At 30.7% G+C, this 16592-nt stretch carries 12 protein-coding genes; 3 read left to right on the forward strand and 9 right to left on the reverse strand.

The genetic code is table 11. The features are described from left to right. Positions 1-3: 3 nt before the first annotated feature. The 8 genes from GCL60_RS09245 to GCL60_RS09280 form a co-directional block, all read right to left on the reverse strand. A complete protein-coding gene (locus GCL60_RS09245) occupies positions 4-1518 on the reverse strand; it encodes a HAMP domain-containing methyl-accepting chemotaxis protein (protein ID WP_153420371.1) in 1515 nt (504 codons plus the stop codon). 24 nt (positions 1519-1542) lie between these two features. Next, positions 1543-3054 (reverse strand): HAMP domain-containing methyl-accepting chemotaxis protein, encoded by a 1512-nt coding sequence (locus GCL60_RS09250; RefSeq protein WP_153420372.1) that lies wholly within the window; start codon positions 3052-3054, stop codon positions 1543-1545. A gap of 30 nt (positions 3055-3084) precedes the next feature. Then, positions 3085-4596, reverse strand: coding sequence for a HAMP domain-containing methyl-accepting chemotaxis protein (locus GCL60_RS09255; protein ID WP_153420373.1), 1512 nt, complete (start codon positions 4594-4596; stop codon positions 3085-3087). A gap of 170 nt (positions 4597-4766) precedes the next feature. Further along, entirely contained in the window at positions 4767-7835 is a 3069-nt protein-coding gene (locus GCL60_RS09260; protein ID WP_153420374.1) for an efflux RND transporter permease subunit, read from the reverse strand. A 16-nt stretch (positions 7836-7851) separates the two neighbouring features. Continuing rightward, positions 7852-8787, reverse strand: coding sequence for an efflux RND transporter periplasmic adaptor subunit (locus GCL60_RS09265; RefSeq protein WP_153420375.1), 936 nt, complete (start codon positions 8785-8787; stop codon positions 7852-7854). Between the two features lie 3 nt (positions 8788-8790). Further along, positions 8791-10152 carry a TolC family protein gene (locus GCL60_RS09270; protein ID WP_153420376.1) on the reverse strand — a complete coding sequence of 454 codons (1362 nt, stop codon included), beginning with the start codon at positions 10150-10152 and terminating at the stop codon, positions 8791-8793. Between the two features lie 195 nt (positions 10153-10347). Further along, positions 10348-10686: a MerR family transcriptional regulator gene (locus tag GCL60_RS09275; protein ID WP_153420377.1), complete on the reverse strand. Its 339-nt coding sequence runs from the start codon at positions 10684-10686 to the stop codon at positions 10348-10350. Between the two features lies 1 nt (position 10687). After that, a complete protein-coding gene (locus GCL60_RS09280; RefSeq protein ID WP_153420378.1) occupies positions 10688-11044 on the reverse strand; it encodes a response regulator in 357 nt (118 codons plus the stop codon). Positions 11045-11187: 143 nt separating this feature from the next. Between GCL60_RS09280 and GCL60_RS17465 the strand changes: the two genes are divergently transcribed. Continuing rightward, positions 11188-13467, forward strand: coding sequence for an NADP-dependent malic enzyme (locus tag GCL60_RS17465; protein WP_153420379.1), 2280 nt, complete (start codon positions 11188-11190; stop codon positions 13465-13467). A gap of 13 nt (positions 13468-13480) precedes the next feature. On the opposite strand, the gene pepQ is transcribed toward GCL60_RS17465, so the two are convergent. Then, positions 13481-14806 carry a Xaa-Pro dipeptidase gene (gene pepQ / locus GCL60_RS09290; protein ID WP_153420380.1) on the reverse strand — a complete coding sequence of 442 codons (1326 nt, stop codon included), beginning with the start codon at positions 14804-14806 and terminating at the stop codon, positions 13481-13483. A gap of 195 nt (positions 14807-15001) precedes the next feature. Between pepQ and GCL60_RS09295 the strand changes: the two genes are divergently transcribed. Together GCL60_RS09295 and GCL60_RS09300 are read left to right on the forward strand one after the other, a co-directional pair. Then, a complete protein-coding gene (locus tag GCL60_RS09295; protein ID WP_153420381.1) occupies positions 15002-15901 on the forward strand; it encodes a DMT family transporter in 900 nt (299 codons plus the stop codon). Positions 15902-15917: 16 nt separating this feature from the next. Beyond that, complete coding sequence (locus GCL60_RS09300) at positions 15918-16586, forward strand: NUDIX hydrolase (RefSeq protein WP_153420382.1); 669 nt, start codon at positions 15918-15920, stop codon at positions 16584-16586. The last annotated feature ends 6 nt before the right edge of the window (positions 16587-16592 follow it).

A 16592-nucleotide genomic window follows, 5' to 3' on the forward strand; every position in this document is an offset into this window, starting at 1 on the left:
GGTTTATGCTGCCTTATTCTTTCTTCCTAAGATTAAAACTTCTATTTCATTTGTGTTTTGAATTAATTTTTCACCTTGTTCAACTAATTCGTTTGAAGATTGGGCTGTTTCGTTCACGGAAGTTTGGTTTCTTTGTGTTGCTCTGTCTATTTCAGACATTGCTGTAGTAATTTGTCTTACCCCAATGTCTTGTTCTTTTGTTGCAGCAGATATTTGTTCAATGACAGACACCATACTAATAATGTCTTCAGAAATATGTACGAAAGACTCTTGTGCTTCTGTTGTAACTACTTTTCCTTCTGCAACACGATCTTTCGTTATATTTAATATTTTATTCACTTCTTCTTGGCTTTTAACAATTAGTTCTTGAATTTCATGTGCCGATTTTCCACTAATTTTAGCAAGGTTCCCTACTTCTTCAGCAACCACGGCAAATCCTTTTCCATATTCCCCGGCACGAGCGGACTCAATCGAAGCATTTAAGGAAAGTAATTCCGTTTTAGAAACAATGTCATTAATGACCGAAGTTTTTGCGTGAATTTGGTTTATGATTTCAGCAATATTTTGCAATTGGCTATTGGATTCTTGAATGGTCTCCATGCTGTTCACCAATTTTTTCATGGTGTCTTGGCTGCTTTCTGCTTTTTGTGACGCGCTTTTTGCTACGTTAGTTGACTCTTGTGCGTTTTCAGAAGTTTTATTTACCATACTTGTTATTTCATTAATTGCTGCTGTTGTTTCATGAACAGAAGCAGCTTGTTCTGTTACAGATTCCGATAAAGACTGTGAGCTATGCATTAAAGTTTTAGAAATTTTCATGGTGCTGTCACCTTGTTTCTTTAAACTTTCTATGGAATATTTTATTGTATTTGTTAGTTTAAAAATAGTAAAAATAATAATAAAGCTTATAATAAAGGAACATAATAAAACCGCTATCATGGTCCAGTTTGTAATTGAAGTTAAATTAGAGCCTTGTTTTGTAGAATTTAAAGCCCCATCCGAATTAAATTGTGTTTCTTTACTAACAGCATCCATAAATTTAAACAAAGCAGGAAGCCCTTTATTTGCATATACTTGGTAGGATTCAATCATTTTATTTTCTTTTAATAAACCAATTTGTTCGTCTAATGTTTTCATATATTCATTATAAGAAGCTAAAGTGGCATCATAAAAAGGTTGTTCACCTGGGCCAATTAGGCCATTTGTAATATATCCTTTTATTTCTTTATCTAGTTTTTCTCTAAAATCAGTTAAACCTGCAAATTTTTTGTCCATTCCCTCTAAATCATTTGCAAATTTTGAGGCCATAATACTTAAACTTCTTCTTGAAATATTTCCTATTTCTTTATTAATTCTCGCAAATGCTTCAATGCTTGGAAGCCAATTTGTAGCGGTGTCTTGTGCATAAACTTGAGTTTTATTGATCATATAAATGCAGTAAATACAGGAAAATAAAATAAGTGAAACCAATATAGAGACTGAAGTTATAATTTTATAAGATAAACTTTTGTTGTTCATAAATAACCCCAAGTGAAATAAAGCTTAAGAAGCCTTATTTCCTCCTAAAATTAAAACTTCTATTTCTTTTGTTGTTTGAATTAATTTTTCACCCTGCTCTACCAATTCATTAGAAGACTGTGCTGTTTCGTTAACCGATTGTTGATTTTTTTGTGTTGCTCTGTCTATTTCCGACATTGCTGTAGTAATTTGTCTTACCCCAATGTCTTGCTCTTTTGTGGCAGCAGAAATTTGTTCAATGACAGAGACCATACTAATAATGTCTTCAGAAATATGAACGAAAGACTCTTGTGCTTCCGTTGTCACTACTTTTCCTTCTGCAACTCGATCTTTTGTTATATTTAATATTTTATTGACTTCTTCTTGGCTTTTTATAATAAGATCTTGAATTTCTTGAGCCGATTTTCCACTAATTTTAGCAAGGTTTCCTACTTCTTCGGCAACCACGGCAAACCCTTTTCCGTATTCACCTGCACGCGCAGACTCAATCGAAGCATTTAAGGATAAAAGTTCTGTTTTAGAAACAATGTCATTAATGACTGAAGTTTTTGCATGAATTTGATTTATAATTTCGGCAATATTTTGCAATTGGCTGTTGGATTCTTGAATGGTCTCCATACTATTCGCCAATTTTTTCATGGTCTCTTGGCTGCTTTCCGCTTTTTGTGACGCGCTTTTTGCTACATTTGTTGACTCTTGCGCATTTTCTGAAGTTTTATTTACCATACTTGTAATTTCGTTTATAGCAGCCGTTGTTTCGTGGACAGAAGCAGCTTGTTCCGTTACGGATTCTGATAAAGATTGTGAACTTTGCATTAAAGTTTTAGAAATTTTCATGGTGTTGTCACCTTGTTTCTTTAAACTTTCAATGGAATTTTTAATTGCATTTGTAATTTTTAAAATAATAAGAACAATAATTGCGCTTATTATTATAGAGCTAATTAATACAAGAGTCATAGTCCAATTTGTAATAGATGTTAAATTAGATCCTTGTTTCGTAGAATTAATAGCGCCTTCTGAATTAAATTGACTTTCTTTGTTAACAGCATCTAATAATTTTTGTAAAGCAGGGTTCGCTTTTTTAATATATGTTTCATAGGATTCTTGAGTTTTGTTTTCTTTTGCAAAACTTATTTGTTCGTCTAATGCTTTTATATAATCATTATAAGCTGCTAAAGTAATATCGTAAAAGGGCTGTTCACCTGGTCCTATTAAACCATTTGTGATATAGCCTTTTATTTCTTTATCTAGTTTTGCTTTGAAATCATTTAATCCCTCAAGTTTTTTATCCATTTCTTTGGGATCATTTGCAAATTTTGAATTTAAAATATATAAACTTCGTCTTGAAATATTTCCTATTTCTCTATTCATAATTGCAAATGATTCAATACTTGGAAGCCAGCTTGTTGCTGTGTCTTGAGCATAAACTTGGGTTTTATTGATCATTGTAATGCAGTAAATACAAGAAAAAAGAATAAGAGACACCAGTATAGAAATTGAGGTTATAATTTTAAATGATAAACTTTTGTTGTTCATAAATAACCTTCCATGAAAATAAAATAAGGCTTACGCAGCCTTATTTCCTCCTAATATTAAAACTTCTATTTCACTTGTGGTTTGAATTAATTTTTCACCCTGTTCGACCAATTCATTTGAAGACTGCGCTGTTTCGTTAACCGATTGCTGATTTTTTTGTGTTGCTCTGTCAATTTCAGACATGGCTGTGGTAATTTGTCTTACCCCAATGTCTTGCTCTTTTGTGGCTGCAGATATTTGTTCAATAACTGACACCATACTAATAATGTCTTCAGAAATATGTACGAAAGACTCTTGTGCTTCCGTTGTTACCGTTTTACCTTCGGCAACGCGCTCTTTGGTTATGTTTAATATTTTATTGACTTCTTCTTGGCTTTTAACAATTAGTTCTTGAATTTCATGCGCCGATTTTCCACTAATTTTAGCAAGGTTCCCCACTTCTTCAGCAACCACAGCAAATCCTTTTCCGTATTCACCTGCTCGGGCTGACTCAATGGAAGCATTTAATGATAAAAGTTCTGTTTTAGAAACAATGTCATTTATTACCGAAGTTTTTGCGTGAATTTGATTAATAATTTCAGCAATATTTTGCAATTGGCTGTTGGATTCTTGAATGGTCTCCATGCTATTGACCAATTTTTTCATAGTTTCTTGGCTGCTTTCTGCCTTTTGTGACGCACTTTTTGCTACATTCGTAGACTCTTGTGCATTTTCTGAAGTTTTATTTACCATACTTGTAATTTCGTTAATGGCAGCCGTAGTTTCATGGACGGAAGCCGCTTGTTCCGTTACGGACTCCGATAAAGACTGTGAGCTATGCATTAAAGTTTTAGAAATTTTCATGGTGTTGTCACCTTGTTTCTTTAAACTTTCAATGGAATTTTTAATGGTATTTGTCAGTTTTAAAATAATAACAACAATAATTGAGCTAATAATTGCAGAAAGTATTAAAACTGTAGCCATTGTCCAATTTGTAATTGTTGTTAAATTTGCACCTTGTTTTGTAGAGTTTGTTGCTCCCTCCGAATTAAACTGAGTTTCTTTTTCAATATTTGCTTGAAATTCTAAGGCAAATTTTCTACCAATATTTTTGTAATGAGTTAAGGCTTCTGCTGCTTTGCCATTTTTTGCTAATTCTGACTCTTCTTCAGCTGCTTTTATATACTCGTTATAGCTTTTTAAAGAGGCATCATAATATGGTTGTTCGCCAGGAGCAAGTAATCCATTTGTTATGTAATCTTTTAATAATTTATCTAAATCAGCTTTAAACTTTGCAATATCGTTTTTGTTTTTTTCCTCTTCTTCTGTTTGATTTGCAAGGTTGTTTGCAATCACAAGAACTTCACGACGTGATAAGCTGCCAAAAATATTATTCATTTTTCCCATAGCTTCAATGCTTGGAAGCCAACTTGTAGCGGTATCTTGCGCATAAACTTGAGTTTTATTGATCATGGTTATGCAGTAAACGCATGAAAATAGAATAAGAGCTACCAAGATGGAGATAGAGGTTATAATTTTAAAGGATAGGCTTTTATTTCCCATTGATCATACTCCCGTAAATTTAAAATCAATCTTTTTTTTTTCGGAATATTTTTTTTTATCTTAAAATATATTTATAATTATTTATAAAAAAGAATACTCTTTAAGTTATGTTAATAATATAAAGAGTTTATGAGTTGTTTTAAAAAAATTGAGCCCAAATTTTCTACTTATTAGGAATTTTTTAGCTTATGTTTTTTACGGAAGTGGAGTTTTGCTTTAATAGTTTGTGGTTTAAAACCTACTAAGAGGCTGTAAGCACACGGAACAATAATTAAAGTTAATATAGTAGAAGAAATAAGGCCTCCCATAACCGCAATACCCATATTTGCTCTTGCTTCGCTTCCTGCTCCAGAGCTTAAAATTAAAGGTAACATACCGGCAATCATAGTAAGGGTTGTCATCATAATGGGTCTAAATCGAACGACCGCACTTTCTAAAAGGGCTTCTTCTACATTCATACCTTCTGCCATTTTTTGTTGAGCAAATTCAACTAACAAAATAGCATTTTTGGTAACAAGACCCATCAATAATATAATTCCTATCATGGAATCTATGGATAAAGCTTCATTGGTAATAAGAAGTGCCAAAAACGTACCAGAAAAAGCTAAGGGAACACTAAGCATAATGGAAAGTGGTGCTTTTATATTTTCAAACTGAGCGCATAAAACCATAAAAATAAATAAAATAGCTAACAATAAGGCGCTTGAAATATTTTTAATTGTTTCTTTAAAAAACTCAGAATTTCCGTCCAGTCCGTGCGTAACACCAAAAGGAATTGTTTTATTTATAAAAGATTCTATTTTATGAACTGCTGACTCTAAATCTTTTCCATAATAATCAGCGCTAACATTTAAATTATTATTTCCATTTATATGTTCAATGACAGGATCAATGGGTACTTTTTCTATGGTAGCAACACTGGATAATAATACTTGTCCGCCTTTTGAATTTGGGACAAGCACTCCCGTTAAATCATTCATTGTTTGATTTATTTTTATTGGTAGCATAATTTTAATATCGTAAAATCTTCCATCAGCATAAAAATTGCCAACTTTTACTCCTTTAAATAATAATTCAATGGTGTCTGCAATATCATTTAAACTGACATCAAATGAAGCCGCTTTTAATCTATTTGGTAACACTCTTAATTCATATGCAGGATCTTGAAGTGAGCTTGTTGCTCCCTTTGCTTCAGGAATGGTATTGATAAATTCGATTAATTTTTTTGAATACGAGTTTAGGGCATCTTTGTTGCTTGAAATTAAATTCACTTGGATTTGTTTATAACTGTCACCCGATCCAATTTTTTCTTTATCGCTACGAATAAACTTTTTAGCATCATTTGTAATATGATCCGTAAATTCATTTTTAGTAAAATTTCTTTTATTTGGTTTTACAAGCATAATTGTGAAATTTATGGTGCTTACTGAATTTGTTTCACCTGCTCCTACGTTCATAGAAACGTTTTCAACACCGGGGTATTTTCGAATAAATTCTTGAATTTCTTTTGCTCTATGAATTGATGTGCTTAGTGGTGTTCCTTGGGATAAAGAAAAATTAAAATAAACTTTACTGTCATCGATATCAGGCTGGAATGTTTTTGGGACAAAATTTAATAATAAAACACTCAATATAAAAATAATAAATCCAATTAAAATAGTTGTTTTTTTTCTATTTAAAATTCTTTTTAAAATATTTTGATAGTTATTTTGTATTTTATTAAAAAATTGATTAAATAATATTATAAATTTATTTTCTTTTTTAATATTATTTTCATTTAATAATTTACTACTCATCATAGGTACAATTGTAAATGCAACAAATAATGAAATTAAAACAGCAGTAGCGACTGTTATTCCAAATTCATAAAAATAGCGTCCTACAATACCTTCCATAAAAGCAATTGGTACAAACACAGCAACAATAGCTAAAGTGACGGCAAGTGCGGCAAGCCCAATTTCAGCAGACCCATCCATCGCTGCTTTAATAGCACTTTTACCCATTAACTTATGTCTATGAATGTTTTCAATAACAACAATAGCATCATCTACTAATATACCAATTGAAAGTGTTAAGCCTAACAAAGTAAGATCATTTAAGGTAAATTTTAAATAATGAATAACAGCAAACGTACCTATTAAAGAAGCAGGTATTGCCACAGAACAAATGAACGTATTTTTCCAATCATGAAGAAAAATAAAAACAACAACTACGGCTAAAAAAGCTCCTAAAATAATATCAAATAAAACTGCATTAAAAGAGTCTTTAATATATAAAGAGTCATCACTAAGTGTAATAATTTCTATTTTATTTGTATTCTCTTTATTTAATTTTTCAATTTCTTTTTTTATATTAGTTGCAATTTGAAGAATGTTTCCTTTTGATTCTTTTTTAATTGCAATCGAAATTGTTTTAACGCCATTGTATTCCGAATAAGAAGTTTCTTCCGCTAAAGAATTTGTTACAGTAGAAAAGTCCTCGATACGAATTAGGGGTTTATCTTTTATATTGATAGGTATTTTAGCGATGGAGTCAATTGTATATGGAATACTATAAGTGGAAATGCCCATGTTTATGAATGTACTTCGTAATGTTCCAGAAGGTTTATTTAAAATTTGATTTTCAATATTCCCTTTTAAACTACTTGGGCTAATTTGCATTGCATTTAATAAAGATGAATTTAAATTAATATGTATTTCACGATCTTGATAACCATAAACAAGAACATCACCTACACCTTCTATTCGCTGTAGTCTTGGCTTTATTTCATCTAAAGTAAAACGAGATATTTCTTGAGTAGATAACGATTTAGATGTGATACCTAATTCCATGATTGGCTTTTTATTTGATTCTATTTTTTTAACAATAGGTTTTTCAGCATCTTTAGGTAAATTAACAGCACTAATAATATTTCTAACATTATTTACTGCTTTATCGCCATCGGTATCAAGATTAAATTCTAAAAAAATACTAGCGCCACCTTGAAAAGCAGAGCCATACATTGTTTTTAACCCTTGTAGACCTTTTAAAGCATCTTCTAAAGGTTTTAAAAGGATTTCTTCAGACGTTTTAGGATTGACTCCATTATAAGTAACAGAAACGGATGCATAGGGAAATTCAACATTAGGTTCACGGTCTATGCCCATTCTTGAAAAAGAAATAAGGCCAAATATAATAATCACTAAATTTATCATTGAAGCAAAATAAGGTCTTTTTATCGAAACATTTGATAAAAACATAGGGGTTCGCTCTTTATTATTTTGTTTTAAGTTTAATTTCTAAAAAAATACCAGGGGCCAATTTATCATTAAAAGAAGTAACGTCTGCATATATATCAAATGTTTTTGAAACAGAATCGACTACAGGAACAACTCTTTTAATAATAGCTTCACCTTTATTTCCGGTATTTGGATTGCGGACTTCAAGTTTCATTCCAATTTTTAATTGATTAAAATAAGTAATAGGAATTTGTGCATATAATTTAAAATTTTTATTTTGGGTGATTTGAAAAACAGAGGTACCTGTAGCTACATAATCTCCAACAGATTTTTCAACTTTTGTTATGACTCCATTATAGGGAGCTAATATTTTAGTTGATTTTAAAATAAATTCTTTACCAGCCAAATTAGCTTGTGCAGATTGATATTCCAAATTTTTAGACTCTAATAAATTTTTTTCTTTTTCATAGGTTGCTAAGTTAACAATGCCGCTTTTAAATTGTTTTTCCATTCTTTGTGTATTTTTTTCTTGCTGATCAAGAGCTAGTTTTTTTAAACTGACATCAATTTTGGCTGTTTTTACGTCAATTGAAGCTTGGTTATCTTCCATAGAAGCTAAAATTTGTCCTTGTTTTACTTCTTCGCCAGAACGAAAATAAATATGAGTTATACTTCCAGAAGTTGAAAAACCAATTGAACTTTGATTTTCGGCTTTAATATAAGCAGGAATACTTGGGACACTTTCGGAATCTAGAGAGGTATTTATTGTACTTGTTTCTTCTTTTTTAGAAGGAATTGGTTGTAGTTCTTTTTCTTTTATTAAATTTTTTTGATTTTCCTCTTTTTTTTCTTCTTTGTTTATACTTTGCTCTGGTAAAGATGCTTTGTTTTTATCATTTTTTGTACATGATACAAATGCAATAAAGAATATTAAAAAAATAATTTTATTTTTAAAATGACTCGTGAGTTTCATTTTTCACCTTTTGTCTGAAGAGATAGGATTTTTTCCTATTGCTGCTTGTAATTTAATCCAATTATTATCAATATCACTTCTTAATTTAGATAATTCAATTTTAGAGTTAATAAATTCGTTTTGTGTTTTAATGAGCTCAGAGGCAGTTAAATTACCTGTTTTGTATTTTATTTTTGATAATTTATAGGCTTGTTCTAAAACTTCTGCCGCTAATTTTGATTGAGGTAAAATTAAAATACTCGTTTTTAAATTATTAAATGCATTTATAACCTCGTTAGTTATATCTATTAATTTTTTATCTTTATTTATTTTATTTTTTTCTAGTTCATTCAAAGATTCAATACGGTTTGAAAGTGAAATTCCAGAATCCCATATTGTCCATGATAATTTTAATCCAAAGCTTAAATCATTGCCAGATGAAAAAGTACCCGTGTTGGGATCGATAGTATTAGAGTTATTTCCAAAAGATTCTGAATTGGAATAGGAAGATACAATGCTTGCTGTAGGAAGAAAATTAAAATTTTGATAGGCAATATTTGAATTTGTTGCTTTTATTTTAGAGTCGAGACTTTTTATTTCACTTCTGTTTTTTTGACCTTGATTTAAAAGTGTATTTAATTCTGGAATTTTATTTTCTTGTTTTTCCCAATTGGATTTATCTTCATTTTTTATTTGAATAGAAACATATTCATTTAAATTAAGAGCTTTTTTTAAATCTGCTACTTTATTTTGAAATTCGTTTTTTGCATTTTCGTAGGCAATTTCACTTTTTGCTGCATTTGCTTGTGAAAGTAATAGGTCAATTTTATCTTTTGTTTCGTCTCCTGTTTCAAATAAAATGCTTGTCTCTTTGTAAAGTAACGTTGAATATTCGAAAGCAGCTTTTTTTATTTCTAAATCATTATATGCCTGTTGAGTATTGATAAAAGTTTGTGCCCCTTCGGTACGAGCTTTAATTTTAGCGCCCTTTAGATCAAAAGAAGCACTATCGGTTTTAGAAGAAAGCTCAGATACTTTATAAGCATTTTGCCAAAGTCCTGTAATGGGTTGTTCTAAACTTATAGATGCATCGGCTTTTCTGTCAGGAGAGGATGAATTATAATTTGAATTTTGATTTGGATACCAATTCGTAGAAGCTTGGGCGCTTAGTGAAGGGCCTAATTTAAAAAAGGATAAAGTATGTAGAGAGTTAAAGTTTTGTAACTCTGTATTTGTTAGTTTTACCTCTGAAGAGTTTTTTTCTGCAATATCCATGGCTTTTTCAAGGTCTAGCGATAGTATGATTTTATTTGAATTTAGTTCTTGAGCATAAGAATTTATGTTAAAAGTCAAAAAAAGATAAGCTAACTTTTTTATGGGACACATTTGAATTACCACTTCTAAAAAATAGATTTTAAATTTGAAAATTATATAAAAATAGATAATTTATTTATCCATTTAATAGTTAAAGATATTAATGGTTATTTAAAACTATTGCAACTTTTTTAGTGAATAACGAGGTAAAATTGAAATTTATTTAAAGTTACTCAATTTATAATTTAATTTAAGTCAATAATATTGCTATAGTGATTTTTTTAATAAAAAAGTTAATTTCTCTTCTAAGGCATCAATAAGAATTTTTTGGTCATATAATTGAGTTTTTAAATTTTTAATTTCAATTTCTTTTTCATTTAAATACTTTTCAAAATTTATAATATCATTCTTTTTTTCTTTTAATTGGGATTCTTTAATATGTACAAAGTATTTTCCGTCTCTAAGCTCAGATTTGATTTGACCTGATTTTATTTTTCTTCGTAAAGTAATCTCAGATACTTGTAAAATTTGTGCGGCATCATTTAGTTTGACCCAATTTCCTAATTCTTCTTTTATTTTTTGATTATTTTTTAACTTAATAGCCATGTTATTGCTCTATAAATTTTATAACATCATCAATTGAGTAGGGTTTTTGAAAACAGGTAAAATTTTTATTATCGTGTTTATTTTTTTCAATTCTAGGGTCAGCAGTATCATCACCTGTTGCCAATACAAATTTTCCTTTAAATGTAGATTTAACTTCATTTTCAAAAAAATCGACTCCATTTTCTCCATCTAATAGAAAAAGATCACAAACAATACTATTTATATCTGTCGAGTTTTTTAAAATATTTCTAGCCGATGAAAGGTTTTGAGCAAATTCAGCTTCATAGCCTTTACGCTTAAATCTTTTTACTGTCATTTCCAATAAATCAGCATCATCATCTATGAGTAAAACCTTCATTATATATTAACCTCTTTAAATTTCGGAGCTCAATTTTAAAGGATAGTGTTAGCTTATCACATTGCAAGCCGTATTCTAAAAGGATACCCTAAATATGGTTGTTCCCATGACATCATCTCGTAGCATTAGAGGAGGAAGGTAACATGGGTTTAAGAGAAGACGCCCTTAATTATCATAGTAAGGGACGTAAAGGTAAGATTGAAACTGGCATTACAAAAGAATGTAAAAATCAAAAAGACATTACCCTCGCCTATTCACCAGGAGTGGCAGAGCCATGCAAAGAAATCGCAAGAGATCCCTCTTTAGTTTATGAATATACGGCTAAAGGAAATCTTGTTGCGGTTGTAACTAATGGTACGGCTGTTCTTGGATTGGGCGCTATAGGTCCTATGGCAGGTAAGCCTGTAATGGAAGGCAAAGCTGTTTTATTCAAAATGTTTGCTGATATTGATTGTTACGATATTGAATTAAATGCAAAAACTCCTGAAGAAATTATATCTGCATGCCGAATGCTTGAACCTACTTTTGGTGGAATTAATCTAGAAGATATAAAAGCTCCAGAATGTTTTGAAGTAGAAGAAAAACTACGCGAAGAATTAGATATTCCCGTTTTTCATGACGATCAGCATGGGACAGCCATTGTTAGTGGAGCGGCCTTGTTAAATGCATGCGAAATTACCGGAAGAAATATTTCCGATGTAAAGTGTGTTGTGAATGGCGCTGGGGCTGCTGCCATAGCATGTGCACAAATGTATATTAATCTTGGGTTAAAAAAAGAAAATTTAATTTTATGTGATTCAAAAGGAGTTGTTTATAAAGGTCGTACTGAAGGTATGAATAAATATAAAGAACGATTTGAAAATGAAACGCGTAAAAGAACCCTTGCCGAAGCAATTGAAGGAGCCGATTTCTTTTGTGGTTTAAGTGTCGCTGGAGCTGTTACAAAAGAAATGGTTAGTACAATGGCAAGAGATCCTATTATTTTTGCTATGGCAAATCCAGATCCTGAAATCTCTCCTATGGATATTAAGTCGGTTAGACAAGATGCTATTATTGCAACGGGACGTTCCGATTATCCAAACCAAGTGAATAATGTTCTAGGTTATCCTTATATATTCAGGGGTACTATGGATGTTTTATCGCGACGTATTAACGAAGAAATGAAAATGGCAGCGGTTCATGCAATAGCTGCTTTAGCAAAAGAAGATATCCCTGAAAGCGTAACAAAATCTTATGCAAATAGTTCGGAACTTGGATTTGGAAGAGAATATTTAATTCCAAAACCATTTGATCCTCGTTTGTTACTTAGAGTTGCGCCTGCTGTTGCAAAAGCGGCAATGGATACTAAAGTTTCACGAAAAAATATTGATCTTGAACAGTATGTTGATCAACTCGAATCTCGTTTGGGTATTTTGCAATCGGTAACAAGAAAAATTAAAAGAAATGTTGTTGTAGCTAACAGAACTCACGGAAAAAAATTAAAAGTTGTCTTACCTGAAGGAACAAGCCCTAAAATATTAAAGGCAGCCGAAATTGTTCGATCTGAAGGAATTTGTGAACCTATTTTAATTGGTAATATTGAAAAAATTAAACAATTAATTCAAGAAATTAAATTGGAAAAACAACTCGCAGGAGTTGAAATAATTGATCCAAGTGACGATAAGAGAACAGAGAAATATGCATCGCTTTTATTAGAAAAAAGAGCTCGTAAAGGTGTCACTAGAATGGGTGCCTACGAGCTTATGACAGGAGATCATCATTATTTTGCTTCTATGATGGTAGACTCAGGAGAGGCCGATGCCTTTTGTTCTGGAGTTCATCATAATTATGGCGATACTTTAAGGCCTGCGTTACAAATTATTGGAACAAAAGCGGATAAAGTTTTAGCCGGTATTTATATGTTACTTTGGAAAGATAAAAGCATATTTGTTGCAGACACAACTGTAAATATTAATTCTAATGCAGAACAATTAGCTCAAATTGCAATTCAGACACATGATATGGCTAAAATATATTTAAATGAATTACCAAGAGTAGCAATGCTAAGTTTTAGTAACTTTGGAAGTACAAAACATCCAGAGTCAGATAAAGTTTGTAAAGCAACTGATATTGTTAAAAGGTTGAGACCAGACATCGAAATTGATGGTGAAATGCAAGCAGACTTTGCTTTATCTTCAGAGCTTCTTGAACGCTCCTATGGTTTTTCTACTTTAAAAGGACCTGCAAATGTTCTTATATTTCCAGATTTAACTTCTGGTAATATTGCCTATAAACTTTTGAGTAAATTAGGTGGTGCAACATCTATTGGACCTATATTAACAGGAATGAAAAAACCAGTTAATGTGCTAGCTCGAAATTGTGATATTGAAGAAATTGTTAATTTGATTACATTTACAATTCATCGTGTTCAAAATGGAATGTGAAAACAAGAGAATATTAAGGTAAATATTCTCTTGTTAAATTACGATTCGCATGACCCATAGGTGCAACATCATCTTCTATTCTTATGCCTCCAAAAGGCATTAGCCTTTCAATTAAACTCCAATTTATTTTATCTGAATGTTTATTTGTTTCTTTAAATTGGCTTAACAAAGATTGAATAAAATAGATTCCTGGTTCAATAGTAACAACTACGGATTGATCTAAAGTACCAACAAATCTTAATGAGCGATAAGAAATATTAGATGGATTTAAAGGAGCTGGATTGCCTTGTTCATCAAGCTGTTTACCACCAATATCATGAACTTGAATTCCTAACATATGACCCAGTCCGTGTGGTAAAAATACTTTTGTAATTCCATCTTTTAAGGCTGTTTGATAGTCACCTGAAATTTTTAAAATCCCAACATTTTCTAAAATTTCTGCTATTTTTAAATGACATGTTTCATGTAATGATGGGTAATAGAGACCTGGTTTTACAGCTTGGCAAAGTTCTTTTTGCAATTTTTCTGTTTGAGCAAGAAGCTCTATAAAAACAGGGTCACAATTATTTGTTGCGTAGGTTCTTGTTATATCAGAAGCATAATTATTATAAGTTGCTCCAGAATCTATTAGTAAAACATTTCCATTCCGTTTTTTGTCTCTTCCGTGATAATGTAATATGGCACCATTTTTATCTAATGCAACAATTCCAGTATAAGGTAAATCGGTATCAACGCACTGCATTGCTTTTAAATAAGACATATGAATTTCATATTCAGATTCGCCATTATAAAAAGCTTCTTTTGCGGCAAGATGTCCTTTTGCGGCAATGCGATTGGCTTCTGATAAACAATGAATTTCATAATCAGATTTAAAACGACGATGCCAATTTAAGCGGGCTTCCATTAATTCACAGTTTATTTTAATATTTTTTGCGCAGGCATATTTTGTTTCGTTACCTAAGAAAACAGAATAAGTTAAATCACCAAGCGATTCCCAAATTTTTTCTTTTGTTCCAACTTCAATAATATCAAAATTTGAAGCCCAAAATGGATTGTCTAATCTTTCATGTAAATGCCAAAAATCGTCGGGGGAATAATAAATTAATAATGGTTTTTTGCCAATTTCATATTTTAAAACATGGTGAGGTCCTGCGGCTGGACACCAGTGTGCAAAATGTGGGTTTGTTTTAAAAGGAGCATAGTTATCATCTGCAAAATAGCCAAAAGGCTCTCCTGCACCTAAAATTAAGGAACGATAATTAAGAGCCTCTAAAGCTTTATCCGCACAACGCATTCGGATTTGAATATGTTCTTTAAAAAGCGTATCAAGGTTAGACATCGATTTAGCTCCTATTATTATAAATTAAGAATACGGAAACAATCTTCATACGATATTTAACATATGATTTAGACAATTGTGAATTGTTTTATTAAAAAATTATTTTGTATTTAATCTTGCATTTTATTGTTCTCCATTATAATTTTAATTTCTAATTGAATTTGAGATATTATTAACTAAAATTAGGTAAAAAAAATGCATACATCACAAAGATTTCGGGCTGAAATTGCTCTTGTCATATTAACTGTAATTTGGGGCTTAACTTTTCCGATAACTCGTGTGGTCATTGCTGAAATGAGCTCTTTTGCTCTTGTTTTTTTTAGATCTTTATTAGCCGTTTTTGTTTTATTGCCTTTTGTTTTTTTAAAAAAAGAAGATAGAAAAGATTGTTTAAAATATTTACCATTAGGAATAGTTTTAGGTGTTTTAATTTATTTTTCTCATTTATTCCAAGTTTTTGGCCTTGAGACAATTCATTCAGGTCGAAGCGCTTTTTTGACAAATTTAACTATTGTTTTTGTTCCATTATTATCTCCCGTTTTTCAAAAGCAAATTCCTACTATTAAAGACGTTGTTTCAATGGCAATTGCATTGGTAGGAATGTTTTTTTTAACAAGTCCCCTTGATGGAGAAGGGTTGTCTAAAGGTGATTTTTGGACAATTCTATGTGCAATTACTTTTTCTATTCATATTCATGTTCTTCAAATATTTATTAAAAAATATCAAAAAAGTAAAATATTTGCATTTTTAGAAATATTATTTATGTGTATTTTAGCAACAACATTTCTCCCGTTAGCAGAAAAGTCATCGCATTTATTACCAACAACTTTAGGTGCTTATATTGCTTTGTTTTATTTAGGAGCAATATCAATGGTTGGCACAACTGTTTTGCAAGCAAAATATCAGTGCAAAACAACGCCCGAAAGAGCTTCGCTCATTTATATTTTAGAACCAGTATTTGCTATCTTTTTTGGATATGTGATACTCAGCGAGAGTATGACCTCTAAGTCTTTGTTTGGAGGATTTTTAATTATATTCGCCGTAGTTTGGGTTTATTTTTTTCAATTAGGAAAAAATTTAATTAAAACGAATTAATGTTTTGGTGTAAAAAATGTTAAGTTCCAGAAATTATGGAAATCGAAATTTAATTCTTGAAACTCTTTCTATTTATAAAGACAAGGTATTAAATAATCTTTTTAAGGATATTCCTGACTCTTACTGTGATCAATTAAAATCATTTGATCAAATTTGTGGTTTTATCCAAGATAATTCGAATTGTTTTATGCGAGAAAATTTGTTTGGTCATGTTACTTCTTCTGCTTTTGTTGTAAACTCAAATTTTACACAAATTCTATTTACCTACCATGCAAAACTTAAAAAATGGTTGCAACTAGGTGGGCATTGTGATGGAGAACATTTAATTCATAACTCAGCTATGCGTGAAGCAATAGAAGAGTCAGGTTTAAAAAATTTAAATTTTATAAATATTTTAGAATTTCCTAACATCTATAATTATAATGAAATAAATAAAAATACTCCTATTCCATTTGATCTTGACATACATTTAATTCCTGAAAGAAACCATGAGCCAGCTCACTTCCATTATGACATTCGATATCTATTAATTGCGGATGAAAAAGAGAATATTGTTATATCGGAAGAGTCTTTAGATTTAAAATGGATTTCAATGCAAGAAGCACATTTATATACAAATGAATCGAGTACACTAAGGCAAGTCGAAAAATTTAAATCATTATTAAAATCTTTAAATAAAAATTAAATAGGA

It is taken from the genome of Silvanigrella paludirubra, from assembly GCF_009208775.1.
GTDB classification, from domain to species: domain Bacteria; phylum Bdellovibrionota_B; class Oligoflexia; order Silvanigrellales; family Silvanigrellaceae; genus Silvanigrella; species Silvanigrella paludirubra.